This is a genomic window from Nocardia wallacei, from assembly GCF_029869545.1.
GTDB classification, from domain to species: Bacteria; Actinomycetota; Actinomycetes; order Mycobacteriales; family Mycobacteriaceae; genus Nocardia; species Nocardia wallacei_A.
In genome coordinates, this window is record NZ_JARWQD010000257.1 from 1 (window position 1) to 24,423 (window position 24,423).

General features: G+C 68.6%; 21 protein-coding genes and 1 pseudogene. 11 read left to right on the forward strand and 11 right to left on the reverse strand.

Translation table 11 applies throughout. The features are described from left to right. Window positions 1-256: 256 nt before the first annotated feature. The 5 genes from QH290_RS21750 to glf are packed head-to-tail and all read right to left on the reverse strand — an operon-like array spanning window position 257 to window position 7,041. Window positions 257-2,197 carry an arabinofuranosyltransferase AftB family protein gene (locus QH290_RS21750; protein ID WP_280384846.1) on the reverse strand — a complete coding sequence of 647 codons (1,941 nt, stop codon included), beginning with the start codon at window positions 2,195-2,197 and terminating at the stop codon, window positions 257-259. A gap of 52 nt (window positions 2,198-2,249) precedes the next feature. Further along, window positions 2,250-3,179, reverse strand: coding sequence for a decaprenyl-phosphate phosphoribosyltransferase (locus QH290_RS21755; RefSeq protein ID WP_280267774.1), 930 nt, complete (start codon window positions 3,177-3,179; stop codon window positions 2,250-2,252). Between the two features lies 1 nt (window position 3,180). Further along, window positions 3,181-3,780 carry a phosphatase PAP2 family protein gene (locus QH290_RS21760; RefSeq protein WP_280267773.1) on the reverse strand — a complete coding sequence of 200 codons (600 nt, stop codon included), beginning with the start codon at window positions 3,778-3,780 and terminating at the stop codon, window positions 3,181-3,183. Beyond that, the gene (locus QH290_RS21765; protein ID WP_280384806.1) at window positions 3,777-5,831 is read right to left on the reverse strand and encodes a glycosyltransferase; all 2,055 of its coding nucleotides are present in this window, start codon (window positions 5,829-5,831) and stop codon (window positions 3,777-3,779) included. Before QH290_RS21765 ends, QH290_RS21760 begins: the two co-directional genes overlap by 4 nt. A 10-nt stretch (window positions 5,832-5,841) precedes the next feature. After that, the gene (gene glf / locus QH290_RS21770; protein ID WP_280267771.1) at window positions 5,842-7,041 is read right to left on the reverse strand and encodes a UDP-galactopyranose mutase; all 1,200 of its coding nucleotides are present in this window, start codon (window positions 7,039-7,041) and stop codon (window positions 5,842-5,844) included. 151 nt (window positions 7,042-7,192) lie between these two features. Between glf and QH290_RS21775 the strand changes: the two genes are divergently transcribed. From QH290_RS21775 to QH290_RS21790, 4 genes are all read left to right on the forward strand, one after another. Next, the gene (locus tag QH290_RS21775; RefSeq protein ID WP_280267770.1) at window positions 7,193-7,597 is read left to right on the forward strand and encodes a hypothetical protein; all 405 of its coding nucleotides are present in this window, start codon (window positions 7,193-7,195) and stop codon (window positions 7,595-7,597) included. Further along, on the forward strand, window positions 7,594-8,526 hold the full coding sequence (locus QH290_RS21780) for an NAD-dependent epimerase/dehydratase family protein (protein WP_280384807.1): 933 nt from the start codon (window positions 7,594-7,596) through the stop codon (window positions 8,524-8,526). The genes QH290_RS21775 and QH290_RS21780 overlap by 4 nt, the downstream gene beginning before the upstream one ends. A 4-nt stretch (window positions 8,527-8,530) precedes the next feature. Further along, complete coding sequence (locus QH290_RS21785) at window positions 8,531-9,175, forward strand: DUF4304 domain-containing protein (protein WP_280267768.1); 645 nt, start codon at window positions 8,531-8,533, stop codon at window positions 9,173-9,175. 98 nt (window positions 9,176-9,273) lie between these two features. Next, window positions 9,274-9,747 (forward strand): hypothetical protein, encoded by a 474-nt coding sequence (locus QH290_RS21790; RefSeq protein ID WP_280384810.1) that lies wholly within the window; start codon window positions 9,274-9,276, stop codon window positions 9,745-9,747. 24 nt (window positions 9,748-9,771) lie between these two features. Here the strand turns inward: QH290_RS21790 and QH290_RS21795 are convergent, their stop codons facing one another. The 4 genes from QH290_RS21795 to QH290_RS21810 form a co-directional block, all read right to left on the reverse strand. Beyond that, window positions 9,772-10,323, reverse strand: a complete 552-nt coding sequence (locus QH290_RS21795) for a hypothetical protein (protein ID WP_280267766.1) — start codon at window positions 10,321-10,323, stop codon at window positions 9,772-9,774. Between the two features lie 136 nt (window positions 10,324-10,459). Next, window positions 10,460-11,248, reverse strand: coding sequence for a MerR family transcriptional regulator (locus QH290_RS21800; protein WP_280267765.1), 789 nt, complete (start codon window positions 11,246-11,248; stop codon window positions 10,460-10,462). A gap of 73 nt (window positions 11,249-11,321) precedes the next feature. Further along, window positions 11,322-11,966, reverse strand: coding sequence for an NAD(P)-dependent oxidoreductase (locus tag QH290_RS21805; RefSeq protein WP_280384811.1), 645 nt, complete (start codon window positions 11,964-11,966; stop codon window positions 11,322-11,324). Window positions 11,967-12,016: 50 nt separating this feature from the next. Then, the gene (locus QH290_RS21810; protein ID WP_280384814.1) at window positions 12,017-12,946 is read right to left on the reverse strand and encodes an EamA family transporter; all 930 of its coding nucleotides are present in this window, start codon (window positions 12,944-12,946) and stop codon (window positions 12,017-12,019) included. A 104-nt stretch (window positions 12,947-13,050) separates the two neighbouring features. On the opposite strand from QH290_RS21810, the gene QH290_RS21815 reads away from it, so the two are divergent. Beyond that, entirely contained in the window at window positions 13,051-13,551 is a 501-nt protein-coding gene (locus QH290_RS21815; protein WP_280267762.1) for a MarR family winged helix-turn-helix transcriptional regulator, read from the forward strand. On the opposite strand, the gene QH290_RS21820 is transcribed toward QH290_RS21815, so the two are convergent. After that, window positions 13,544-15,025, reverse strand: a complete 1,482-nt coding sequence (locus QH290_RS21820; RefSeq protein WP_280384816.1) for a SpoIID/LytB domain-containing protein — start codon at window positions 15,023-15,025, stop codon at window positions 13,544-13,546. The two genes, QH290_RS21815 and QH290_RS21820, sit on opposite strands and share 8 nt — an antisense overlap. 209 nt (window positions 15,026-15,234) lie before the next feature. Here QH290_RS21820 and QH290_RS21825 point away from each other — a divergent pair, with 209 nt between their 5' ends. Both QH290_RS21825 and QH290_RS38190 read left to right on the forward strand, forming a co-directional pair. Then, window positions 15,235-17,598, forward strand: coding sequence for an N-acetylmuramoyl-L-alanine amidase (locus QH290_RS21825; protein WP_280267759.1), 2,364 nt, complete (start codon window positions 15,235-15,237; stop codon window positions 17,596-17,598). Between the two features lie 33 nt (window positions 17,599-17,631). Next, window positions 17,632-17,706, forward strand: a pseudogene (locus QH290_RS38190) (AAA family ATPase); the annotation flags it as partial. 119 nt (window positions 17,707-17,825) lie between these two features. On the opposite strand, the gene QH290_RS21835 reads toward QH290_RS38190, so the two are convergent. Beyond that, the gene (locus tag QH290_RS21835; RefSeq protein ID WP_280267776.1) at window positions 17,826-18,626 is read right to left on the reverse strand and encodes an HAD family hydrolase; all 801 of its coding nucleotides are present in this window, start codon (window positions 18,624-18,626) and stop codon (window positions 17,826-17,828) included. A gap of 271 nt (window positions 18,627-18,897) precedes the next feature. On the opposite strand from QH290_RS21835, the gene QH290_RS21840 reads away from it, so the two are divergent. Genes QH290_RS21840 through QH290_RS21855 form a run of 4 tightly spaced genes read left to right on the forward strand, consistent with a single transcriptional unit; the run spans window position 18,898 to window position 24,400 of the window. Further along, complete coding sequence (locus QH290_RS21840; RefSeq protein ID WP_280267758.1) at window positions 18,898-19,878, forward strand: ABC transporter permease; 981 nt, start codon at window positions 18,898-18,900, stop codon at window positions 19,876-19,878. Beyond that, window positions 19,875-20,834, forward strand: a complete 960-nt coding sequence (locus QH290_RS21845; protein ID WP_280267757.1) for an ABC transporter permease — start codon at window positions 19,875-19,877, stop codon at window positions 20,832-20,834. The genes QH290_RS21840 and QH290_RS21845 overlap by 4 nt, the downstream gene beginning before the upstream one ends. Next, window positions 20,831-22,714 (forward strand): ABC transporter ATP-binding protein, encoded by a 1,884-nt coding sequence (locus QH290_RS21850; RefSeq protein ID WP_280267756.1) that lies wholly within the window; start codon window positions 20,831-20,833, stop codon window positions 22,712-22,714. Before QH290_RS21845 ends, QH290_RS21850 begins: the two co-directional genes overlap by 4 nt. Window positions 22,715-22,723: 9 nt before the next feature. Beyond that, window positions 22,724-24,400, forward strand: coding sequence for an ABC transporter family substrate-binding protein (locus tag QH290_RS21855; protein ID WP_280267775.1), 1,677 nt, complete (start codon window positions 22,724-22,726; stop codon window positions 24,398-24,400). Window positions 24,401-24,423 lie beyond the last annotated feature (23 nt).

A 24,423-nucleotide genomic window follows, 5' to 3' on the forward strand; every position in this document is an offset into this window, starting at 1 on the left:
CCGGTACCGTCTCACCGGGGCCGGGACCCCCGGTTTTCCGCGCCCCCACCCCACTCCCACGCCTCCAATTTTGTGTCCGCTCTTCCCGTGGGGCGGCGGGCCCGGGCCGCTTCTTGCGGATCCCCGTCGCAACGCATGCGAACACACGCCCCCGACGGACGTACTCATGGGAGCCTATCGCTTCGACGATGCCTCCGCGTTACCAAATTGAGACAGAGTGGCGAAGACCGCAGGTTTTGCGGTGACGCACTCCTGCTTAATTCGGAACCGGGGGTGGGATCGGATCGACCAGATCGCAACGCTGGATCTCGTACTTGGGCACCCGCTCGATGCGGTACTTCGCGAAATCGAGCGACTGGATGATGTTGCTCTTGAACCGCTGGAACGTCAGCGGCGCGCGATAGGACGCGAGCAGGTCCTGGGTGGCCGGGCAGCTCAGCGCCGTGCGGGCCTGGATGACCCACTTCTCGTCCATGAACCAGGGCATCCAGGGGTGCCGGTCCACCATGCCGGTGTCCACGAGCACCCAGTCCGGGTAGAGGTTCTTGTCGTGCCCGATGCGCCCGTCGACCAGCCGGTCGGTGTGCGCGGCCAGCGGGTAGGCCAGGCCCTCCTGGTCGATCACGCGCACGCTCAGCGGGACGTTCATGCTCGTCATGCCGAGGTTCAGGAAGTACACCGTATGCCCGGCGCCGCCCTCGGGGATCGGCAGCGGCGGCGGGGCGACGTACCACATCATGAACGACGGCGAGTTGATCAGCAGCCCGCCGTCCGGGGTGTTCTCGATGGCCTGCACCATCGCGCGCATGCGGGGGTAGTCCAGGTAGTCCTCGGCCAGGATCGGATGGTCGTGACCGCTGTTGAGGACGTAGTAGATCCGCTCGTCGACGATGCCGGTGGCGCTGAGCTGGCTGCCGGAGGTATTGGCGACGGTGCCGGACACGTACAGGGCCCAGCCGACTGTGGCCACCCAGGCCGCCACGGGCACCGCGAACGACCAGTGCACCCACCGCGCGCCGCCCCGCGCGCGGTCGGGCAGCCGGATCGGCAGCACCGCCACCGGCAGCAGCAGGATGAACAGCTGGGGCAGCAGCATCCGCCCGTGCATGAAGTCGCCGCCGACGCGAATGTTGAACAGCACCAGCAGCAGTCCGCCGACCAGCATCAGGGTGACCACGGCAGCGGGCGTGCGCAGCCACCGCTGCAGGCGGCGCGACCGGCGCTCGATGCCGTTGTCGAGGTCGGAGGCACCCGTCGCACCGGCGGATCGCCGCGAGCGCACGAGCAGCACCGCCAGCACCGCCAGCACCAGCAGCGGCAGCCACAGGAAGTACGGGCCGACCAGATCCCAGAGGTAGGTGAAGCCCTGCGCCCACTTGGCGCCCCCGGCCTCCTTGGCCACGGCGGTATTCGGATAGGGCAGGCCGTAGTAGCCCATCCGCCAGATCTGATAGCCCACCGGCACGGCGCCGCCGATCGCCACCAGCAGGGCTCGAATCACGAGGGGCCGCAGGCGCTCCGGCAGCCACGCGTATCGCAGCGCGTCCGGCATCGGCGCGCAGAAGACCAGCAGCAGCGCCAGGCCGCCCAGGACGGTCATCTCCGGGCGGACCAGCCACGACAGCCCCGCCCAGAACACCAGCCCGAAATAGCTCGGCAGGCCGGGCCGCCCGGCCTGGCTCCAGCGGATCAGCAGGTACCACAGCACCCCGAGCCAGAAGATGACCAGGCAGTTCTCCAGCCCCGAACTCGCGTAGTCGCGGGCCGGGGGCACCGCGATGTAGACCAGGGCACCCGCAGGAACGAGCAGGTGGCCCGCGGAGCTGCCGCCCCACAGCCGGGCCGACCCCAGCATGGCGAACACGACCGCCAGCACCGACAGCACCAGCGCCACGGCGAGCACCACGTACTCGAGCCGGGCCTGGGTGAGCCAGCTGAAGAACCAGACGACGTAGGTCCAGGCGGCGCTGGTGTTGGTCTCCACCCGCTCGTCCGCGTTGAAGACCGGGCCGTTACCGGCCAGCAGGTTGCGCACGGTGCGCAGCACGATGAGCCCGTCGTCGGCGATCCAGCGGCGCTGCCAGGCGCCGGTCGCGAACAGGACCCCGGTGAGCACGATCCCACCGACGAAAGTGGCCCGGGACAACCGCGCGAAGCGGGAGGCGCTCGCCTCCCGCTCGTAGTCGCCGACCGCCAGCGTGCTGGTCGGCGGTCCGCCTTCGCGCTCTTCTCCCGCTACCAACCTCTCGTCAGGTGAGATAGACAGCGACACCTACCGCTCCGATCCAGGCGATGGCCAGTACTTGCAGTACGCGATCCCCCAGGGCGATCTCTTCGGGTTCACCGGCCTCGCCACCATCGACGTCGACCGCATAGCGCAGGATTGCGATAGTAAACGGGATCATCGAGATCGCGAACCACTGGTTGTCCTTGTGATCGGATTCGAAGGCCCACAATCCATAGAAGACGACCACCGCGGTGGCCGACAGGGTCCAGATGAAGCGCAGGTAGGTCGGCGTGTAGTACTGCAGCGACTTACGGATCTTCGCACCGGTGTCGAGCGCGATCTTCAGCTCCGCGTAGCGCTTTCCGGCCGCCATGAACAGCGAGCCGAACGCCATGATCAGCAGGAACCATTGCGACAGATGGATATTCGCGGCGGCACCGCCGGCGACCGCGCGCAGCAGGAAGCCCGACGACACGATGCAGATGTCGAGCACCGCCTGATGCTTGAGCCCGAAGCAGTAGGCCAGCTGGATGCCGATATAGATCGCCATCACCACGGCCAGCTGCCACGACGCCACGAACGACACCGCGATGGACCCGACCAGCAGCACCACCGACAGCGCGTACGCGATGTTCACCGGGAGGACCCCGGCGGCGATCGGCCGGTAGCGCTTGGTCGGGTGCGCCCGGTCCGCCTCCACGTCCAGCGCGTCGTTGATCAGGTAGATGCCCGAGGCCGCCATGCAGAACACGACGAACGCGATGCCGACGTGCCCGAGCACGGACGCGCTCGACACCGCATCCTTACCCGCCGCCAGCGGAGCCGCCAGCACCAGGACGTTCTTCACCCACTGACGCGGGCGGACGGCCTTGACGATGCCACCGGCCAGGGACTTCGGCGGTCCCTTGATGACGGCCTCGTCCAGGTCGACGCTGGTCGGCTCTTCACTCATATCAACGAGGGTTCTTTCCTGTGCGGTCACGGGCGGTTCTCTTTTCGGCGGCTAGCACGGCAGCTGCGGATACGGCGCCCAGCGCGGATCCGGCGAGCACGTCCGAGGGATAGTGCACCCCGAGCACGACCCGGGACAACAGCATCGGCGGCACGAGCACCGCAGGCAAGGGTAGCCCGGTGAGTCGCCCGAGCAATACCGCCGCCGCCGTCGTGGAGGTCGCGTGCGAGGACGGGAAGCTCAGCTTGCTCGGCGTCGACACGTTGACCTGCACCGACGGGTCGTGCGGGCGGGGGCGGCGCACAATGCGCTTGATGATCACCGACGCGGCGTGCGCACCGAAGGCGCCCACGGCGACACCGGCCCACTGGCGGCGGCGAGGCTTGTCCAGCAGCGCGCCGACGGCGCCGATGCCCATCCAGCCGAGCGAATGCTCGCCGAAATGCGACATGCCCCGCGCGGCCTTGATCACCGCGGGGTTGCCGCCGATGGTCCCCTGTACCGCATTGATGATCTTGACCTCGGCCGGTGATCCCGTTGCCGGTTCGGGGACGACGCGCAGGTGCGGGGCGTCGACCGGCTCGGGCGCGGGTGCTGTCATTGCTGGCTGTCTTTCTCGTCGAGGCGTCGGGCACCGATCCCGAAGGCGTTCTCCCAGGCCGCGGTGCTGGTCAGGCGCGGATGTGCGGCACGATACTGGTCGCGCAGCGCGGGGAAGCGGGCGGCCAGCTCGCGGCGCAGCCGCATCGCCTCCTTGAACAGCCCCCAGGCCTGGCGCGGATCGCGCTTGCGGTAGACCACGCCGCGGCCGTCGGCGGTGGTGACGGTGACGCCGTCCACCTGCGAGAGCAGGAACCAGCGCGCGTCGAGGGTCGGGACGTTGAGCTGCGGCCGCTCGTGGTGTTCGTTCTTGGCCGGGCGCAGGTTGTGCAGCACGCCCTTGCCGAGCCGGACGATCTTGGCGATCGGATTGCCCGGCTCGCCGACCGCGCCCACATCCGCGCCGCTGGCCAGCGGCAGCTCGGTGGACGAGGCCAGGGTCACCGCGTCCGGGAAGTCCTTGCGCATCTGCGCCACGCTGCCCAGCGCGGTCGGCAGCAGGTCGAACAGCCGGTCCGGTCCGGCCATGAAGTCGCGGATCGCCTGGTTCTGGATGGCGACCGTCGAATACTCCAGGCACAGCAGGTGTTTCAGCGTGGCCTTGATGGTGTTGAGCACCATCGGCCGGCCGTCGTTGGGCAGGTGCAGGGTGGCGACGACGAGACGGTTGCGCAGATGGAAGTACGCCTGCCAGTCGATGGCGTCGTCCTTGTCGCTCCACGCCATATGCCACACCGCCGCCCCGGGCAGCGTGACGGTCGGGTACCCGGCGGCGCGGGCGCGCAGGCCGTATTCGACGTCGTCCCACTTCAGGAACAGCGGCAGCGGCTGGCCGAGCTGCTCGGCGACCACGCGCGGGATGACGCAGGTCCACCAGCCGTTGAAGTCGACGTCGATGCGCCGGTGCAGCAGCTTGGAGTTGTCGCGGTCGCGCAGCGGATACTTCGAGAAGTCGTGGTCGTATTCGACATTGGGCGCCGCGGTCCACATCCAGATGCCGCGGTCGACCACCTCGCCCATGGTGTGCAGGTGCGAACGCTCCTGCAGGTTCAGCATCTGACCGCCGACCAGCGTCGGCGTGCGCGAGAACCGGGCGAAGGCCAGCGCGCGCAGGATGCAGTCGGGCTCGATCTCGATGTCGTCGTCCATGTAGACGATGTACTGGGCGTCGGTGGTCTTCAGCGCCTCGTACATGACCCGGCTGTAGCCGCCCGAGCCGCCCAGGTTGGGCTGGTTGTGAATGGCCAGCCGATCGCCCAGCACCGCCGCGGCCTCGGTGAAACCGGGCTCGTCGACCACCTTGCGGGTGCCCTGGTCGGGGATGATGACCGCGGTGATCTTCTCCAGCACCAGCGGGTCCGAGCCCAGGGCCGCAAGGGTGTTGACGCAGTCGGTCGGGCGGTTGAAGGTCGGCATGCCGACCGCGATGCTGCCCTCGCCGGGCGCCTCGAGCGGCGCGTACCAGCCGCCGCTGCGCAACTCGACATGCGAGTCGGAGGTGATGTCGAACCAGATCCACCCACCGTCCTCGAACGGACCGAGGTCCACCTCGAATTCGACATGAATTCCGGCCGAACCCGCGCCGGAACCGAGCGAGTCCGCCTCCCTGTCCCCGGCATCCCCACCCACATTCCCGGCAAACGCATCCCCACCCACATTCCCGGCATGCTTTCGGCCGGGATCCCCCGGACTGCTGAACTCATTGCCCTGCACGTGAATTCGCGAACCGTCGGCCTTGGACCGGTACACGTCCACGCGGCCGTGGCCGGACAGCTCCAGCCGCAACACCACCGACGGCAGGATCGTCCAGCGCCGCCAGTAGCTGGCGGGCACGGCGTTGAAGTAGGTGCAGAACGACACCTCGGATTCGGCGCCGATCGACAGCGACGTGCGCGAGGTCGCATGTGCGCGACGGGCATTGGTCGCCGACTCCTCCAGATAGAGGGTGCGCACGTCCAGCGGTTCACCCGGCCGCGGCAGGATGATGCGCTGCAGCAGGGATTTCGCGCGGGTCTCGGTGGTTGTCGTCATCTCTTCCAGCGTCGTCGTCATTCGGCCGCGCTCAGCCTTCCTGATCCGTCAGTGGCGCACCGGATTCCAGATGCGGGCGCAGCACGTTGTCGAACATGCTCAGCGCGCTGCCGATCGCCATATGCATGTCCAGGTACTGGTAGGTGCCCAGGCGGCCACCGAAAATCACCTTCGCCGCGGCGGTTTCGGCCTTGGCGCGATCTCGGTAGGCCAGTAGCTTCTCCCGGTCCTCGGGGGTGTTGATCGGGTAGTAGGGCTCGTCGCCGGTCTTCGCGAACCGCGAGAACTCGCGCTGGATCACGGTCTTGTCCGCCGGATAGTAATCGCGCTCGGGGTGGAAATGCCGCGGCTCGATGATGCGGGTGTAGGGCACATCCGCATCGTTGTAGTTCATCACCGACGTGCCTTGGAAGTCACCGGTTTCCAGCACCTCGGTCTCGAAATCGATGGTGCGCCAGCCTAGTTCGCCCTCGGCGTAGTCGAAGTAGCGGTCCAGCGGGCCGGTGTAGACGACCGGGGCGTCCGGGTTCTGCGCGCGGATCTCCTCGCGCACCTCGAACCAGTCGGTGTCCAGCCGGACCTCGATGAGGTCGGATTCGGCCATCCGCGACAGCCACGCGGTGTAGCCGTCCTTGGGCAGGCCCTCGTAGGTGTCGTTGAAGTAGCGGTTGTCGAAGGTGTAGCGGACCGGCAGGCGGGTGATGATGCTGCTGGGCAGGTCCTTCGGATCGGTCTGCCACTGCTTGGCGGTGTAGTCGCGGATGAACGCCTCGTAGAGCGGGCGGCCGATCAGCGAGACCGCCTTCTCCTCCAGGTTGGCCGCGCGCTGGGTGTCGACCTCGGACGACTGCTCGGCGATCAGACGGCGGGCTTCCTCCGGGCTGTAGTAGCGGCCGAAGAACTGCGAAATCAGGCCCAGGCCCATCGGCAGCGGGTACGCCTGACCCTTGTGCATGCCGAACACCCGGTGCTGGTACCCGGTGAACTCGGTGAACTGGTTGACGTAGTCCCACACCCGCTTGTTGGAGGTGTGGAACAGGTGGGCTCCGTATTTGTGCACCTCGATACCGGTCGCCGGATCGGCCTCCGAGTACGCGTTGCCGCCCAGGTGGTAGCGGCGCTCGACCACCAGCACCCGTTTGCCGAGCTGGTTGGCGGCGCGTTCGGCGATGGTCAGCCCGTAGAAGCCGGAGCCGACGATGATGAGATCGAAGGGGGATGCGACGGTCACGGGAGCCCAGCGTATCGGAAGTCTCCCGCGCCGCCGGGTGGAGTCGCGCAGTCCGGCGTTGTGCAGGTCACAGTCGCCGCCCGTCACGCGCACTCGCGCTCCCTCGTCTGTAGCTCGTAACCGCGTTTCATACCCGGCAAGGAGGCCACAGATGAATCGCTTCGTCACCGTCGTCACCCTCATCGCCGCCGCGTCGATGATCGGCATCGGAGCCTGGTGCCGCATCGACCCGAGTGGTTTCGCCGAATGGGCCAACTGGCCCGATCACGAGCACTTCCTGCACGACGCCGGGGTCTTCCAGATCGGCATCGGCCTGATGATGGTCGCCGCGCTGCTGTGGCGCGATGTGATCGCCGTGGTGCTGGGCGGCTTCCTGATCGCCAACACCCTGCACGCGTACAACCACGCCGTGGACCACGGCGGCGGACACGACTCCGATCCCTGGTCGCTGCTGGCGTTCTCGGCGCTCGCCCTCGCCGCCCTCGTCGTCCGGCTCCGCGTGCTGCGCGCACGCGCCGCCTCCCCCACCGCCGTCTCGGAGGTCCGAATCCCATGAGAATCCTGCTCGCCGGGGCCACCGGCACCATCAGTTCCGCCCTGATCCCCCAACTGATTTCGGCCGGGCACACCGTCTACGGGCTCACCCGCAACACCCGCGGCGCCCAGCGGCTCACCGAATCCGGTGTGCGGCCGGTGGTCGCGGACATGATGGACGCCGAAGCGCTGCTCACCGCCGTCGACGGGCTGCGTGCCGACGCGGTGGTGCACCAGGCCACGGCGTTGACCCGCACCCCGACCCGGCATCGCGACCTGTACGCCACCGACGCGCTGCGCGACGAGGGCACCGGCAACCTGCTGCGGGCGGCGAAAGCCCTGGGGGCACAACGGTTCGTGACCCAGTCGTTCTTCCTCGGCTACGGCTGGCGCGACCACGGCCCGGCGCCGCTCACCGAGGACCGGCCGTTCGCGCAGGTCGAGGGCGGGCCGTTCGACCCGCACCTGAGGTCGCTGCGGTCCAACGAGGATCAGGTGCTCGGCTTCGGCGGGATCGCCCTGCGCTACGGGCTGTTCTACGGTCCGGAGCCCGCCACGTTCGGCATGATGGACAGCCTGCGGCGGCGGAGGCTCCCGGTGCCGCGGCACGCCGCGACCCTGCATCCGATCCACATCGAGGATGCCGCGTCCGCGACCGTCGCCGCGCTGGAGCGCGGGCGCCCCGGCCGGGCGTACAACATCGCCGACGACGAACCGGCCGATATGGGCGACTACCTCGACACCCTCGCGGCCACCGCGGACGCCCCGCCCCCGCGCCGCATCCCCGGCTGGCTGCTGCGCACCACCCCGTACCTGCACGCCCTCCTGGTCCGCAGCCATATCCGCCTCGACACGACCATGGCCAGGCACGAACTCGGCTGGGCACCGAAGTACCCCACCTATCGCGAGGGTATGTCCGGGCTTCCCACTGCTGGCACAACAAGACAATGACCGGATGGAGTACTTCGATTGCCGCGCGGCGTACAGGGCGGCGCTGCGCGACCGAGTGCGGCCCCTGCTGCGGGCGCGAGGTTGGCGCGGAACCGCCCCGACCTGGACCTTCACGAACGAGGTCGGCAACAGGGCCATCGTGAATTTCCAGGCCAGCCGGTATTCGAATCGCTGGGATTACATGTTCATGGTCAATCTGATGGTCCAGCCCCGCCCTTGGATCGAGTATTGGAACGAGCAGCCCGGAGGTGAAGTGGGCACGGATTGGGGTCTGTGGGGGAGCCACCTGAGCGGCACCTGCGGGCTCAACCGCGGTCATTCCTCGATCGATTGGGGATTTCGGACCGAAGCCGAATCGGTCGCCTGCTTCGACGAGGTGATCGAGCGGCTCACCGACGAGGCACTGCCGACGCTCGACCGCATGCTCGACAACGACCACCTCCTCGACCACTTCCGCCGTACCAGCAGGAACGGGCTGAGTCACCCGCTGCTGCTCGCGGAATACGGTCCCAGCGAGGAACTCACCGCGGCATGCCGGGTATTGATCGACACACCGGAGGACGCCGACTGGCCGACGCCCTTCGCGGACTCGCTCCATGCCTGGATCATGGACAGGGTCGGTGGCTCACCTCACGAACGGCCTGCGTGACCCGAGAATTGCGGCCATGTGGGGAGCCTGCGATGTCGTTAGCCTGGTCCGAGATCGGTTTCGGCAGTTCGACGAGTTCGCCATCGAGAGGATCCGAGATGTCCTTCAGTTCGTTGTCACGCGCACTCGCCTGCGGTTTCGCCGGTGCCGCGGCACTTTTCGCGATCGCGCCGACCGCCGCGGCGGACCCGCCCGAATGGGAGGTCCCGAAATCCTGCTCCGGGACCTTCCCGACCAGCGATGGTGCGGCAGATGTGGAGTCCTGCCTCTACCTCTACGAGGGAGCGCTGCGCGCCTACGGAAGTCTCACCGCCGAGACCGGCGGATCGACCGTCGACAACTGCACGATGGTCGTGACGGTGATCGACAAGGACGCGTACGCGAGCGGGCTGCCCACCGAGATCATCGCGACCAGCAACGCCATGCCCTGCTTCAACGGCAGCTACCCTTCGCCCCCGTTGACGATCGGCAAGGACCGGGTAATGCCCGGCCACCGCTACACCAGCTTCACCGAAATCACCCACAACGGCCAGGGCGTAGCCCGCATCTACAGCCCCGAGCTGATCCCCTGATCCCGCGGCGGTCGCCGGATCCCCTCAGTAATAGGGGTAGGGCGGGTATTGAGGCTGACGCCCCTCGGCGCACCAGCGCTTGGTGGAACCGGCGAGGGTCAGGGCGAGCATCAGGACCGCCAGCAGGACGCCGACGGCGCCCGGGATCGCCGCCGCGGGAACCGGGGAGGTCAGCCCGGCCACCGTGCCGCCGAGCCCGCCGAGCAACCCGAGGCTCGACAGCGTGATCAGGATGACCCGACCGCCGTTCCTGCGGTTCATCAGCAGAATGCCCCCGATCAGCCACAGCAGGACGACCAGGCCCTCGATCCCGATCATCAGGAAGAACACGGCCGCGGTGCCGTCACCTCCGCCATACCGGTCGTCGTGTAGCTCGTTGGCCACACCGACCGTGGCGACGATCCCGAACACGCCGAGCAGTGACAGCAGAATCGCGAGAATCCCCGCCGTGATGGCGGCCCCACCGCTCGCCGGTGGTTGCGGCGGATAACCGGGGTACGGATAGCCCGCGCCGTACGCGGGCTGTTCCGGATAACCATAGGCCGGGTAGCCGGGCTGGCCGTACGGGTAATTCATTCGGGATCCCCCTCCTTGTCCGGGCGCGAACTCTACCGTGCGACCGCCGATTTCATCACGCCGAGCGTCGCGGTGCACGCTCGGCGACTTGGCGGCGGGATAACGCGGAGGCGTTCGCGATCGACCCGAATCCCGGTTACCGCAGGCGGGTTTCGGCGTAGGCGCGCATCGCGTCGCGGACGAACTCGGCGCCGCGCGTGCCCTCGCCGTAGTTGTAGTTGGCCGCGAAACGTGGGTCGGAGACGTACATTTCGCCGAGGCCGGTGAAGGCCTCCGCGGTGGGGCTCTTGCCGCCCCACCCGGCCTCGACCCAGTCGTAGTGCCGCTGCACGATGGCCTGCACCTCGGCGCTGTCGGGCGCCTGCCCGGCCTCGAACGCCGCGCCGTAGGCGGCTACGAGGTCGAGGTGGGTCTGCTTGAAGGCCTGTTTGTCGCCCTCGGTCAGCGAACCCCACCAGCGGTCGCTGCGCTCGTAGGCGTCGCGGCCCCAGCGCTCGATCACCTCGTCCCTGTACTGCGTGTGGTCGAACCCGTCGAATACTTCGTTCGCCATGAGTGGCTCACCTGCCTCCGTCTTGCGCAATGTTGTGTGCACCGACGCGATCCGGCGGGCGATCCGGTCCTGCTCCTGGCGCAGCAGCTCCAGATGCGTCCGCAATGCGCTCGCCGCGTCCTGTTCTCCGGCAAGCACTTCGGCGATGACCGGCAGGCCGAGGCCGAGCTCCCGCAGCAGCAGGATGCGCTGCAACCGCACGAGGGAGTCCTGGTCGTAGTACCGGTACCCGTTGGTCCCGATCCGGCTCGGCGGCAGCAGCCCCAGCTCGCCGTAGTGGCGCAGCGTGCGGCTGGTGGTACCGGCCGCCTTGGCCAGCTCCTGAATGGACCATTCGGCCCTGTCCTCGGGTCCGGATACCGCCCTGACCACCACCGCTCCTCTCGTTCGCGTCGATATGACCAGCATGCAAGTTGACGTTACGTAAAGGTCAAGCCCTCGATGGTCAGTATCCGACGGTGAACCGGATCCGATGGTGTTTCGGCCGCTCGGCCTCGTCGAGCAGGGCGACGGCGAGGTCCTCCATCGATATGAGCGACTTGCCCTCGGCGTCGACGACGAGTTCGTCGAGGCCCGTCCGGTAGCTGCCCAGCCGCTCGCCGGGCTGCAGGATCGACGGCGGGCTCAGGTACGCCCAGTCGACATCGGCGGGCGCGGCCGAGCGGAAGGTGTCCAGCTGCGCATGGCACGCGAGGGCGATCGGCTTCCAGTCGTCGGGGAAGTCCGGCATCTCGACCACGGTCTTCCCGGACGCACCGGGCACCGTCAGATTGCCCGCGCCGCCGACGACCAGCAGCCGCACGCCGGTCTCGCTCAGCCCCTTCAGCAGCCCCTCGGCCACCGCGGCCAGCTCGTACTCGCGGCCCGGCGCCGGGCGGGTGGCGCTGATGACCAGATCGCTGCCCGCGCTCAGATCGGCGACATCGTCGGGATCGGTGGCATCGCCCGCGCGCACCTCGACCTCCGACGGCAGCGTGAGCAACCGGGAAACTTCGCGCGTTACCGCGACGACCTGATGCCCGCGGTCGAGCGCCTCGGCCACCACCCGGCTGCCGACGCCGCCCGACGCTCCGAAAACGGTGATACGCATGGTTTTTCACTCCTCGAATTCAGAAACCGTTGGTGCGGAAGGTCGATGGGTCAGGCGGTTCGGACCAGCGGAAGCGGTTGCGGCGCAGGGCCTTCCCGCTTCGCCGCACGAGTGCCACCGGTCTGCCCGAGTACGGTGCCGCCGAGCGCGATCACGATGCCGAGCATCTGCAGCGGAGTCAGCGCCTGGCCGAGCCACACCCAGCCGATCACCGACGCCGACAGCGGGCTGAGCAGTCCGAGGAAGGCCACCGAGGTGGCGGGCACCCGCGCGAGGCCCCGGAACCACATCGCGTAGGCGGCCGCGGTGCCGATCACGCCCAGATACAGGTAGCCACCCACCGCGGTGCCGTCGAGGGCGGGCGGGGCACCCTCGGTCACGAGCGCCAGCGGTAGCAGCATCAGGCCGCCCGCCGTGAGCTGCCAGCCGGTGATCGCGAGCGGGCCGACGCCCTCGGGCCGACCCCAGCGGCCCGCCAGCACGGTGGCCGCGGCCATCGATCCCGCACCGAACAGCCCGGCGAGCACGCCGATCAGGTCGAGTGCCGCGGTGGCGCGCAGGACCACCAGGGACACACCGGCGATGCCGATCACGCCCGCGAGGAGTTTGCGTCCGCTCGGACGCTGCCGCAGCAGCAGGGCCGTGAAGACCACCGCGAACATCGGCGCGGCGGCGCCGAGCACGCCGGCGACGCCCCCCGGCAGCCGATACGCCGCGAGGAACAGCAGCGGGAAGAAGGCACCGAAGTTGAGCAGGCCGAGCACGGCCGTGCGCAGGATCCAGGCGCCACGCGGGAGTACCCGGGTCACGGCCAGCAGGGCCAGTCCGGCGGGCAGGGCGCGCATCAGGGCGGTGAACATCGGCCGGTCCGGGGGCAGGAATTCCGTGGTGACGGCGTAGGTGGAACCCCAGACGAGGGGCGCCAGGCCGGTCAGGGCGAGAGTTCCGACACGTGAGGTGGCTGTGTCCGTGGTTGTCATGCCGGTCTCTCCTGGTTCATAATCTCAACATTGAGATAAGACACCACGGCTCATCTTGATGTCAAGTATCTTAATGTTGAAACTTATCGGAGAGGAGAGCGAGCGTGGCCGATGCGGTGGACGAGGTGATCGCGGCCTGGGGCCGGGTGGAGCCGGACCTCGACGTGTGGCCGACGCAGGTGATCGGCCGCCTCAAGCGCCTGGCCCGTCTGATCGACCGCGAGATGAAGGACTTCTTCGCGGAATTCGGCCTGGAGAACTGGGAGTTCGACGTGCTGAGCACGCTGCGCCGATCCGGCGGCCCGGACGGGCTCACCGCGGGCGCGCTGATCAAGACCACGATGGTCACCTCGGGCGCCATCACCAACCGCATCGATCGGATCGAGGCCAAGGGCCTGGTGCGCCGTGCGGCCGACCCCAAGGACCGCCGCACGGTGCGAATCCAGTTGTCCGACAAGGGCCGAGAGCTCATCGACAAGCTCATGCCCCTGCACATCGACAACCAGCTCCGCATCCTCGGCGGCGTGGAACGCGAGAACCTCGACCAGTTGATCGTGCTACTGCGCGAGCTGTCGGAATCGCTCGGCGACACCTCCCTCAGCTGAAGTCCGGTACCGGCCCCTCGGCGGGTGGGTGCGGCGGTCCGGACCACGGTTCGGTGGGCGCATCCGGGGAGGTCGCGTCGAGCTGGGTCGTGGGCTGCGGCTGCGGAAGTGGTCCCGTCGGCGCCTCCGGGGGCGTCGTGGCGCGCGGGGTCGGCACGGTGGCGGTATTGGGTGCGATCGTGCCGCCCGGCAGCGCGGCCGCACCGTCGAGCGCCGCACCGGCCCGGGCCTCGGGTGCGTTCGCCGCCTCCGGCGCCACCTGCAGCAGCGTGCTGAAGTCGACGACCCGCGCACCGAGCGCCGGTGTCGCGATGATGACGCCGCCCGAGTACATCCGGTACGTCCCGATGCGGCCGGGCAGCAACGACTCCGGGCCCAGCGGGTCGCCGAGCGGCCCCTCCTGCCCGCCGGTTTCGGCGTACTTCGCCTCGATGACGGTATTCGCGCGCACCGACCGCTGGGCACTCTCGTCGGGCGGGGGCGCCGGGGCCGGGGCGAGTTCCGCCGGGGCCGGGCCGACCTCGAGGGTGCCGATGTCGATCGGCTGGCCGCCGCCCGGTGCGGCCGAGTACTCGGTGCGCAGAATCCGGCCGTCGCGCAACAGGACTCGGCCCGCGGTGGCGCGCACGGCCTCCGCGGCCCGCAGATCTTCCCGCTCGGTGCCCGGATAGGCCTGGCAGTCGGTGGTATCGCAGGTCTGGGCGTAGGGGTAGCGGTGCTCGGCCAAGGCGTAGGACCGGGCCGCGATCGCCTGCGCGCGCAGTGCCTCGGCGCCGCCCTGATCGGCCCAGTTGGCCTGCATCTCGGCGGGGACGACGCCCAGCAGGTAGTCGTCGACGTCGACCTCGTTGACGGTGCGGGGCTCGCCGTCCTCGAGGGTGACGCCGAGCGCGCCGCGATAGGTGCCGCCGCCGCACACCTTCAGGTGCTCCGCGGGCGGTCGGTTGGTTCCGGCGGCGATCGGGTAGGCCACCGGATCGTCGGTGGCGCCCTGCCAGAGCACCTCGCCGTCGCATCCGGTGGTGATCACGACATTGGCGCCGCCGTCGGGCATCGGGGTCAGATGGGCGGCCTGCCCGGGGACGACCCTGCGGCCCGCGACGGTCAGCCCGGCGTCGGCGAAGACGTCGAGGGGCTCGTTGTCGTCGGCCAGCAGCCGCACACGCACGGTGGTCGGCGCGATCGTGCCCAGCACGGCGCCCGGGTAGTAGTGCGCGAGAATTCCCTCCGCGGTCGCGCCGCCGGTCGCCTGATCGAAGGCGCCGACCTGGCTCATGCCGCGCCCGTGCCCGACACCGGCCAGCGGCCGATATCCGGTGTTCGAGCCGTCGGGCCAGGTCGTGGCCACCACGACCGCGCCACCCACCAGGGCGACCACGACCAGACCCACGCCCGCGGCGCGTCTGCGGTGACGGCGACGCAGCAGATCGCCCTGTCGCACCGTCGCAACCCATCGTCGTCCCGTGCTTGCCATGTGCACTCCCAAGGGTTTGCGCGGATGAGACTCGCCGGTACTTCCGTTCGGCATGTCCTGCCCGCTGCCTGGCTATTTGGAAGCTACATTCGAGCTATCTAACCTAACTCTCAAGTGAACCTTTAGATTTGTGACGATTGTGACTAGTGTGACCATTGTTCCGTCAGGAATCAACCCCGCTGCGCCACTGACGGTCACCTGAATGGGAGATGCTCGTGCCGTACCGCAGACCGAAACGCCCGTTTATCCTCCCGGTTGTCACGACTCTGGCGGTCACCGCGCCGCTCGCGGGGCTCGTCCTGCGCGACACGCCCGACTACCGTTCGGCGAACGAAAGCAATCTTGCCGCGATACCGGCGCAATTCGCCGAGGTCGCGCTCTCCTCGGCGCCCGATGTCGTATTGCCGCTGCGCGAGCTCACCGGCCTCAACCTCCCCGACCTGCGACTATCCGATCTGCGCAAGCTGCCGCTGCCGCGCTCGGTGCACGTGCCGCCCGGCCTGCCCCTGCCGCCCGGCGTGCAACTACCCAGCGAGATCCCACTACCCCAGTTCGGCGAAACCCGGCCCACCGCAGTACAACCGGCGCCCCGCCGCCCCAGCGCCGGTAACCCCGGATTCATCGCGGGGCCGCACGACGGCTCCCCCGCCGATCCCGGCACCGCACCTGTTCCCGCCGGTCCCGATCCGGCGCCCGGATCGGGATCCGCGCCGAAGCCTGCCGATGCCGGTTCTCCGTCGGCTCCCGCGGCTCCCGGTTCGGCCACCACCGACTCCGGGAAATTCCCGTCCGCCGATCCGGCACCGGGCACCGATCCCGCGGCCCCGGCGCTCACACCGGGCGGCGTCCCGCCCGAACTCGCCGACCAGTTGGGCGCGCAGGTCAAGGAACTCACCCGCGAGACCCCGTTCAGCATGGTCGCGCTCACGGCCCGGGATCTCTCCGGCACCAGCGCGATGATCCGGGCGCGCACGCCCGAGGGCACGTGGGGCCCTTGGTTTTCCACCGAACAGGTCGACACCCGCCGCAACGACCACGCCACCGCCGACCGCACCGGCACCGAACCCATCTACGTCGGCCGGACGAACGCAGTCCAGGTACTGACGACCCGGAAGGCCGCCGCGCCGATCCAGGCACCGGTAGAGGGCGAGACCGCCTCGGCGCCGGCTCAGGACGCTCCCACCCAAGGCGAGGCCGCCACAACGCCCGCCCAGGACGGAACCGCTCCCCTCCCGGGCGACACCGCCCCCACGCCAGCCCAGGACGGGACCGCTCCCGCGCAAGGCGAAGGCGCCACCGCGCCGCCCGCCGGTGGTCCCGCGCGGTCCGGCGATCCGGCGCAGATGACCGCGGCGGCGCTGTCGGCGGTGCTGATCGATCCGGGCCGCGGCGCCGCCGACGAGAATCTTTCCGCCGTGGCCGCGCCCGTATCCGGCGGCGGCCCCAAGGTGATCACGCGGGAGCAGTGGGGCGCCGACGAATCGCTGCGCACCGAATGCGGCGAACCGACGGTGTACGACGACGGCGTCGGCGGTATCACGGTGCACCACACCGCCGGACGCAACGACTACAGCCGCGCGGAGTCGGCGGGCATCGTCCGCGCCATCTACGCCTACCACGCCAAGACGCTGAACTGGTGCGACATCGGATACAACACCCTGGTCGACAAGTACGGGCAGATCTTCGAGGGCCGCTACGGCGGTCTGGACAAGGCCGTACAGGGCGCCCACGCGGGCGGATTCAACGAGAACACCTCCGGCGTGGCGCTGATGGGCGATTTCGAATCCGAACCGCCGACCGATGCCGCGATCCAGGCGGCCGGGCAGTTCATCGGCTGGCGCTCGCGGGTCGCGGGCCTCAACCCGATGGGCAAGACCACCATGTATTCGGAGGGCACCGAGTTCACCCCGTACGCCCAGGGTGAGGCCGTGCAGCTGCCGACCGTGTTCGCCCACCGCGACGTCGGCAACACCACCTGCCCGGGCGATGCCGCGTACGCGCTGATGGACCGCATCCGCGAGATCGCCGCGAGCAGCGGCGGATCCGTGGGCACCCGGGCCGGGAACAACACCTCCCCCCGGACCCAGCGCACCCAGACCGATCTGGCCGCGCTGGCGGATATGACCACGAAGCTGCTGGGGATGGTCGGCGAGAACGCCGTCGCCCGGTACTGGTCGACGCAGGGCGGTCCGGACGGGCACCTGGGCGCCCCCGCCTCCGAACCCCAGCCGACCAAGGACGGGGGGCAGTACGCCAAGTTCGCCAACGGCTACGTCTACGCCACCCCGGACGGGAAGGTCGTCGAGGTCGTCGGAAACATCCTGGACCGCTTCGTCCAACTCGGCGCCGAAACCGGCCTGCTCGGACTCCCCCTCGGCAACGCCTACCCCGTCCCCGACGGCCTACGCTCCGACTTCCAGTACGGCTCGCTGATCCTCAACCAGGTCACCGGCATAGTCACCACCCTCCTGAAGAACTCCCAACAACACCAGATGCGCACACCGACCCTCGGCCAGAACCCCGAGCCCCTACCCGGCCGCATCGCCGCCCCGAACCAGGCCCCCACCCCATAACCTGACGGGGTGACGTGTGTTCTGGTCACCGGGATGTCCGGGGTCGGGAAGTCGGCGCTGCTGACCGAGCTGGCCCGGCGCGGTCATCGGACGGTGGATACCGATTACGGCGACTATTTCGAGACCGTGGAGCCGCTGCTACGCGAGAGCGCCACGCTGGAGGTCGTGACGACCGTTCCCGTTGCCCGGGTGGCCGATATCGTGCTGGGACACGTGGTCTGATCGGGTCAGGTCCACCAGCGTTCGAGGACCTGGGCCACGCCGTCGGAGGAGTTGGTGTCGGTGATTTCGTCGGCGGCGGCGTGGGCCTCGGGGTGGCCGTTGGCCATGGCTACGCCGTGGCCCGCCATCCGGAGCATCGGGACGTCGTTGGGCATATCGCCGAAGGCGACGATGGTGGCGTGCTGGACGCCGAGCCGCTGCGCGACCGTCGCCAGGCCGGAGGCCTTGCTGACGCCGGGCGCCGACAGTTCGATCAGGCCGTTGTCGGTCGAATAGGTGACATCGGCGCGGCCGGTCAGCTCCGGTTCCAGGATCGCCCGCATATCGGCGCTGGCGGCGCCGCGCAACCGGATCAGCATCTTGATGGCCGGGGCCGCGATCACCTCACGGCGGGCGACCTGGGTATCGTCCGGATTCAGCCAGGCATGTTCGTACTCCGGCGAACTCACGAACTGGGGAGTGGCCGCGTCGTGCGCACTCGCCCCGACCCGCTCGGCGGCCAGGCCGCAACCGGGCAGCACCCGCTCGGCAAGATCGGCGATCCACGCCAGGCTCTCCACGTCGAGGGTGCTGGTGTGCAGGATGCGGTCGGCGGCACTGTCGTAGATCACCGCGCCGTTGCCGCAGACGCACAGCGGCGCGTAGCCCAGGCCGTCGATCACCGGATCGATCCAGCGCGGCGGGCGACCGGTGGCGAGCACGAACGGCACCCCGTCGGCGATCAGCGCGGCGACCGCGGCCCGCGTCCGTGGGGTGACCTGCTCGCGCTCATCGATCAGCGTGCCATCGACATCGGTGGCCACCATCTTCGGTGTGGGCAGGTGCAGGCGAGTCACCTATTCCATCCTGCCCGAAATCGGACGCTCGGTGTAATCACGATTCGGCGGTACGACTCCCGACACGCCGAAAGTCAACTCGTGATCAGCCCCCTTACCTGCGGTGCCGAACCACCACCGCAAGCCGTCACACTGGTGCACGATGAGCTGACGATCCGTGCTTGTCACTGACCCTCTATGACGCGCCCCGATCGCCACCTGTCCTTATGATCAGGGGCTAGCAACCGACCCGAGGGGACTGATGACCGGCTTTCTGCTACGACGCGCGCTCAACTATGTCGTGCTGCTGGTACTGGCGACCTTCCTGACCTTCAGCCTCGCGTCACTGACCTTCCGCCCCCTGGACAGCCTCGAGCAGCGCAATCCGCGCCCGCCACAGTCGGTGATCGATGCCAAGGCCGAGGAACTGCACCTGAACGAGCCGATACCGCAGCGCTATTGGACCTGGGTGAGCGGTATCGCGCACGGCGATTTCGGCAAGACCCTCGCCGGGCAGCCGGTCAGCGACGAACTGGGCCGGCGGGTCGGCGTCAGCCTGCGGCTGCTGATCGTGGGCTCACTGGTCGGCACCGTGCTGGGCGTGCTGATCGGCGCGGCCGGGGCAATCCGGCAGTACCGGTTCAGCGACTACTTCACGACCGTCGTATCGCTGCTGGTGCTGAGCACGCCGGTATTCCTGCTCGCCACCCTGTTGAAATACGGTGCGCTGGAGATCAATACGATCAGCGGCAAACAGATCTTCCTCTATACCGGCGAGACCTCGGCGACCGCCGTGCACGGGTTGTGGAATCAGATCGTCGACCGCGTCCAGCACATGGTGGTCCCCACCCTCGGCCTGGCCCTGGCCGGAATGGCCAGCTACAGCCGCTATCAGCGCAACGCCATGCTCGATGTGCTACAGAGCGATTTCATCCGCACCGCCCGCGCGAAGGGCCTCACCCGCAGCCGCGCGCTGTACAAGCACGGCCTGCGAACCGCGTTGATCCCGATGGCGACCCTGTTCGCCTACAGCCTGGGCGCGCTGATCACCGGCGCCACCTTCACCGAGAAGATCTTCGGCTGGCACGGCGTCGGCGAGTGGCTCGTCGACGGCATCAACGCCCAGGACCTCTACGTCGTGGCGACCGTCACGGCGTTCGCCGGATTGGTGGTGCTGGTATCGGGCCTGCTGTCCGATATCGCGTACGCGATCCTCGATCCCCGGGTGCGGGTGGGCTCATGACCGAAGCCGAGATCATCGTTCAGGGCGCGCCCGAGCCGCAGGCCGCCGGTCGCCGGAAACTGGTGTGGCGCAGGTTTCTTCGCAACAAGCCGGCGGTGGCCGGTGGCGTCGTGCTGCTGCTGATGCTGGTGCTGGCCTTCGTGCTGCCGTACTTCCTCCCCTACGACTACCAGGAACTGGACTACAAGGCGCTGCTGAAGCCGCCGAGCCCCCAGCATCCGTTCGGCACCAACCAGATCGGCCAGGACGTGCTGGCGCAGACCCTGCGCGGATTGCAGAAGTCACTGCTCATCGGGTTCAGCGTCGCGCTGATCGCGAGCGTCATCGCGGCCCTGGCCGGATCGGTCGCCGGGCTGCTGGGCGGCTGGACCGACCGCGCGATCATGTGGCTGGTGGATCTGCTGCTGGTGGTGCCGAGCTTCATCATCATCGCGATCTTCGCGCCGCGGATGAAGGGCAGCGGATCGATCCTGCTGCTGATCGCCCTGCTCGCCGTGTTCAGCTGGATGATCAGCGCGCGGATCGTACGCGGGCTGACGCTGAGCCTGAAGGAACGCGAATTCGTCCGCGCGGCACGCTATATGGGCGCCTCGACGTGGACCGTGATCACCACCCACATCGTTCCGAACATCGCGTCGATTCTGATCATCGACACCACGCTCGCGATCGGCGTGGCGATCATGTCCGAGACGGGGCTGAGCTTCCTGGGGTTCGGCGTGCAGCCGCCGGACGTATCGCTCGGCTCGCTGATCGCGGCCGGGACGAAGTCCGCGCTCACCTATCCGTGGCTGTTCCTGTTCGCCGGTGGCCTGCTGATCATCACCGTGCTGTGCGCCAACCTCGTCGGCGACGGCCTGCGCGATGCCTTCGACCCCAGCGCGAAACGGGCCCGGACACCACGCAAGAGGGCCGATCGGAAGGCGGCCGCTGCCACGGAACGGGAGACCACAGCATGACCGAGAACGACCGCGCCGTCGCAACCGCCGAGCCGCTGCGCACCACTACCGCACCGCTGCTGGAGGTTTCGGACCTGCACGTGTCGTTCCCCAGCGAGGAGGGCCGCATCGATGCGGTGCGCGGGGTGAGCTATTCGGTATCCGACGGTGAGGTGCTGGCCATCGTCGGCGAATCCGGGTCCGGCAAGTCGGTGTCGTCGCTCGCCGTGATCGGCCTGCTGCCCGAGCAGGCTCGGATCCGGGGTTCGATCCGGTTGCGGGGCAAGGAACTGCTGGGCATGAGCGATCGCCGGTTGTCGGCGCTGCGCGGCAGCCGGATCAGCATGGTCTTCCAGGATCCGCTCTCGGCGCTCACGCCGGTGTACAAGGTCGGCGATCAGATCGCGGAAGCCCTGCTGGCGCACAAGAAGATGAGCCGGGAGCAGGCCGCGGAGCGGGCGGTGGAACTGCTGGACCTGGTCGGCATCCCGGAACCGGCCCAGCGCGCCAAGGCTTTCCCGCACGAATTCTCGGGCGGCATGCGCCAGCGGGTGGTGATCGCGATGGCGATCGCCAACGACCCGGAGCTGATCATCTGCGACGAGCCGACCACCGCGCTCGACGTGACCGTGCAGAAACAGATCCTCGACCTACTGCGCAAGGCGCGCGATATCACCGGCGCCGGCGTCGTCATGATCACCCACGATATGGGTATCGCCGCCACCCTGGCGGATCGAGTGGCCGTCATGTACGCGGGGAAGATCGTCGAGACCGCCTCGGCCACCGAGCTTTTCAATGCTCCTCGGATGCCGTACACGGTCGGCCTGCTGGGTTCGATCCCGCGCATGGACGGCCCCGCGCGGCGGCCGCTGATTCCGATCGTCGGCGCCCCGCCCGCGATGCACGCCCTGCCGCCGGGCTGCCCGTTCACACCGCGCTGCCCGGTCTCCATCGATGAGTGCCGCGCCGCGGAACCGCCGCTGCAGGACACCGCGGCCGGTCACCGCGCCGCCTGCATCCGCACCGCCGAGGTCGGCACCGACGACCTGTTCACGGCCTACCGTCAGGAGATCAGCGAGCCGAGGCCCGAGACCGAGCCGGATTCGCGGGTGGTGCTCGCAGTGTCGGATCTGGTCAAGACCTTCCCGATCACCTCCGGCGTCGTGTTCAAGCGTCGCACCGGCGAGGTGCGTGCGGTCGACGGCATCAGCTTCGAGCTGCGCAGCGGGCGGACGCTGGCGCTGGTCGGCGAGTCCGGTTCCGGCAAGTCCACGACCTTGTCGCAGGTGATGGACCTGGTACAGCCCGAGGCGGGCACCATCGAGGTGCTCGGCACCGAGGTCTCCCGGCTCACCAAGGCGCAGCGGCGCGAGATCCGCCGCAAGATGCAGATCGTCTTCCAGGATCCGTCCGCCTCCCTCGACCCGCGCCTGCCGATCTCCGACGCGCTGGCCGAGCCGCTGCGCATCGACGGTCGCTCGCGCGAGGAGATCCGCAGGCGCGTACCGGAATTGCTGAAGCAGGTCGGGCTGCGCCCCGAGCACGCCGACCGCTACCCCGCCGACTTCTCCGGCGGTCAGAAGCAGCGCATCAATATCGCGCGCGCCCTGGCCCTCGACCCCGAACTGCTGGTGCTCGACGAACCGGTGTCCTCGCTCGACGTCTCCATCCAGGCGGGCGTGCTGAATCTGTTGCGAGACCTGCAGATCGAGCGGGGGCTGTCGTACCTGTTCGTCTCGCACGATCTCTCGGTGGTCCGTAACCTCGCACACGACATCGCCGTCATGTACCAGGGCAAGATCGTGGAATCCGGTCCGGCGGACCGGATCTTCCGGGAGCCGCAACACGAATACACCCGTGCCCTCATAGACGCCGTACCGGTTCCGGTCGTCGCGCGGTAGGAGCAGATGATGAGAGTCCGTGGGTTCGGCACCGTATGCGTCTGCGTCGTCGTCGCGATCGGCCTCGTCGGATGTGCCTCCGACAGCACGGCACCGCCCGAGGGTGCGGGCCGGGTCGGGACCACCAGTGACATCAACCCCAGGCCGCGCGAGGAGGTCCGCGACGGCGGCAATCTGCGGCTCGCTACCACCAGCTTCCCGGCGAACTGGAATGTCGTGTCCAACGACGGGAACGAGGTGGAGATCGCCGATATCGTCCGCCCGATGCTGCCGCGGGCCTTCGATGTCGACGCCGCCGGGCGGCTGTCGATCAACCACGACTACTTCACCGACATCCAGCTGACCGGCACCGATCCGCAGCAGGTCACCTACACGATCAACCCGAAGGCCGTGTGGAGCGACGGCACGCCGATCACCTGGGCGGACATCGCCTCGCAGGCCCATGCCCTCAGCGGCCGGGACAAGGGCTTCCTGATCGCCATGACCAGCGGATTCGACCGGGTCACGAAGGTCGAGCGGGGCGTGGACGACCGCCAGGCGGTCCTCACCTTCGACCGGCACTACGCGGAGTGGCGCGGCCAGTTCGCGGGCAACGCGATGCTGTATCCGAAGTCGGTCACGGCCACGCCGGAGTCGTTCAACAAGAGCCTGGTCGACGGCATCTCGCTCACGGCGGGGCCGTTCCTGGTGCAGTCGACCGATCGCACGCAGGGCCGGATCGTGCTGGCGCGCAACCCCGCATGGTGGGGCGAGGCGCCCAAGCTCGACACCATCACCTACTCCGTCCTCGACCGCTCGGCGTGGACGTCGGCCCTGCAGAACAACGAACTCGACGCGGTCCTGCTCTCCACCATCGACGATGTCCGGACGGTGCGCGGCACACCGGGCATGGTGATCCGGCGGGCGCCCGGTAATCGCTGGCGGCACTTGACCTTCAACGGTTCGCCCGGCTCGATTCTCGCCGACCCCGCACTGCGCGTGGCGATCTCGAAGGCGATCGACCGCGGGGCGATCGCCGCCGCCATTCAGAACGGCCTGGTCGATGACCCGAAACCGTTGAACAACCACGTGTATCTGCAAGGCCAGGAAGGGTATCGGGACAATTCCGCCCCGGTCGCCTACGACCCGGACGCCGCCGCGCGCATGCTCGACGAACTCGGCTGGCGGCCCAACGGCGCGGTCCGCGAGAAGGACGGCCGCAAGCTGACGATCCGCGATGTCATGTACAACGACGCCACCTGGGTGCAGGTCGCGCAGATCATCCAGCAGAATCTCGCCCGGGTCGGCGTCGAACTGACCATCGACACCCGTCCCGGGCAGGGCTATTTCACCGATGTGATCCAGCCCGGAGATTTCGACGCCACCCAGTTCACGTTCCAGGGCGACGCGTTCCCGCTCAGCAGCATGCCGCAGATCTATGCCTACAACCCGGGTGATCTGCAGGGCAACTACGGCCGCATCGGCTCGCCGGAGCTCAATGCCCTGATCGAGCGGACGATTTCCGAACTCGACCCGCAGCGCGCGATCGAACTGGCCAACGAGGTGGACCGGAAGGTCTTCGAGGAGGGTCACTCGCTGCCGCTGACCCAGCACGAGGGCAATTGGGGCCTGCGGGCGGACCTGGCCAACTACGGGGCACCCGGGCTGGCATCCTACGACTACACCAAGATCGGGTTCACCGAATGATCTACCGATCCCGACGGAAGGAG

What these genes read in the sequence shown, in the direction of transcription:
- QH290_RS21755 (WP_280267774.1), bottom strand. Translation starts at nt 3,179, where the DNA reads ATGAGTGAAGAGCCGACCAGCGTCGACCTGGACGAGGCCGTCATCAAG.
- QH290_RS21760 (WP_280267773.1), bottom strand. Translation starts at nt 3,780, where the DNA reads ATGACAGCACCCGCGCCCGAGCCGGTCGACGCCCCGCACCTGCGCGTC.
- QH290_RS21765 (WP_280384806.1), bottom strand. Translation starts at nt 5,831, where the DNA reads ATGACGACGACGCTGGAAGAGATGACGACAACCACCGAGACCCGCGCG.
- QH290_RS21775 (WP_280267770.1), top strand. Translation starts at nt 7,193, where the DNA reads ATGAATCGCTTCGTCACCGTCGTCACCCTCATCGCCGCCGCGTCGATG.
- QH290_RS21780 (WP_280384807.1), top strand. Translation starts at nt 7,594, where the DNA reads ATGAGAATCCTGCTCGCCGGGGCCACCGGCACCATCAGTTCCGCCCTG.
- QH290_RS21785 (WP_280267768.1), top strand. Translation starts at nt 8,531, where the DNA reads ATGGAGTACTTCGATTGCCGCGCGGCGTACAGGGCGGCGCTGCGCGAC.
- QH290_RS21790 (WP_280384810.1), top strand. Translation starts at nt 9,274, where the DNA reads ATGTCCTTCAGTTCGTTGTCACGCGCACTCGCCTGCGGTTTCGCCGGT.
- QH290_RS21795 (WP_280267766.1), bottom strand. Translation starts at nt 10,323, where the DNA reads ATGAATTACCCGTACGGCCAGCCCGGCTACCCGGCCTATGGTTATCCG.
- QH290_RS21805 (WP_280384811.1), bottom strand. Translation starts at nt 11,966, where the DNA reads ATGCGTATCACCGTTTTCGGAGCGTCGGGCGGCGTCGGCAGCCGGGTG.
- QH290_RS21810 (WP_280384814.1), bottom strand. Translation starts at nt 12,946, where the DNA reads ATGACAACCACGGACACAGCCACCTCACGTGTCGGAACTCTCGCCCTG.
- QH290_RS21820 (WP_280384816.1), bottom strand. Translation starts at nt 15,025, where the DNA reads ATGGCAAGCACGGGACGACGATGGGTTGCGACGGTGCGACAGGGCGAT.
- QH290_RS21825 (WP_280267759.1), top strand. Translation starts at nt 15,235, where the DNA reads ATGCTCGTGCCGTACCGCAGACCGAAACGCCCGTTTATCCTCCCGGTT.
- QH290_RS21835 (WP_280267776.1), bottom strand. Translation starts at nt 18,626, where the DNA reads ATGGTGGCCACCGATGTCGATGGCACGCTGATCGATGAGCGCGAGCAG.
- QH290_RS21840 (WP_280267758.1), top strand. Translation starts at nt 18,898, where the DNA reads ATGACCGGCTTTCTGCTACGACGCGCGCTCAACTATGTCGTGCTGCTG.
- QH290_RS21845 (WP_280267757.1), top strand. Translation starts at nt 19,875, where the DNA reads ATGACCGAAGCCGAGATCATCGTTCAGGGCGCGCCCGAGCCGCAGGCC.
- QH290_RS21850 (WP_280267756.1), top strand. Translation starts at nt 20,831, where the DNA reads ATGACCGAGAACGACCGCGCCGTCGCAACCGCCGAGCCGCTGCGCACC.
- QH290_RS21855 (WP_280267775.1), top strand. Translation starts at nt 22,724, where the DNA reads ATGAGAGTCCGTGGGTTCGGCACCGTATGCGTCTGCGTCGTCGTCGCG.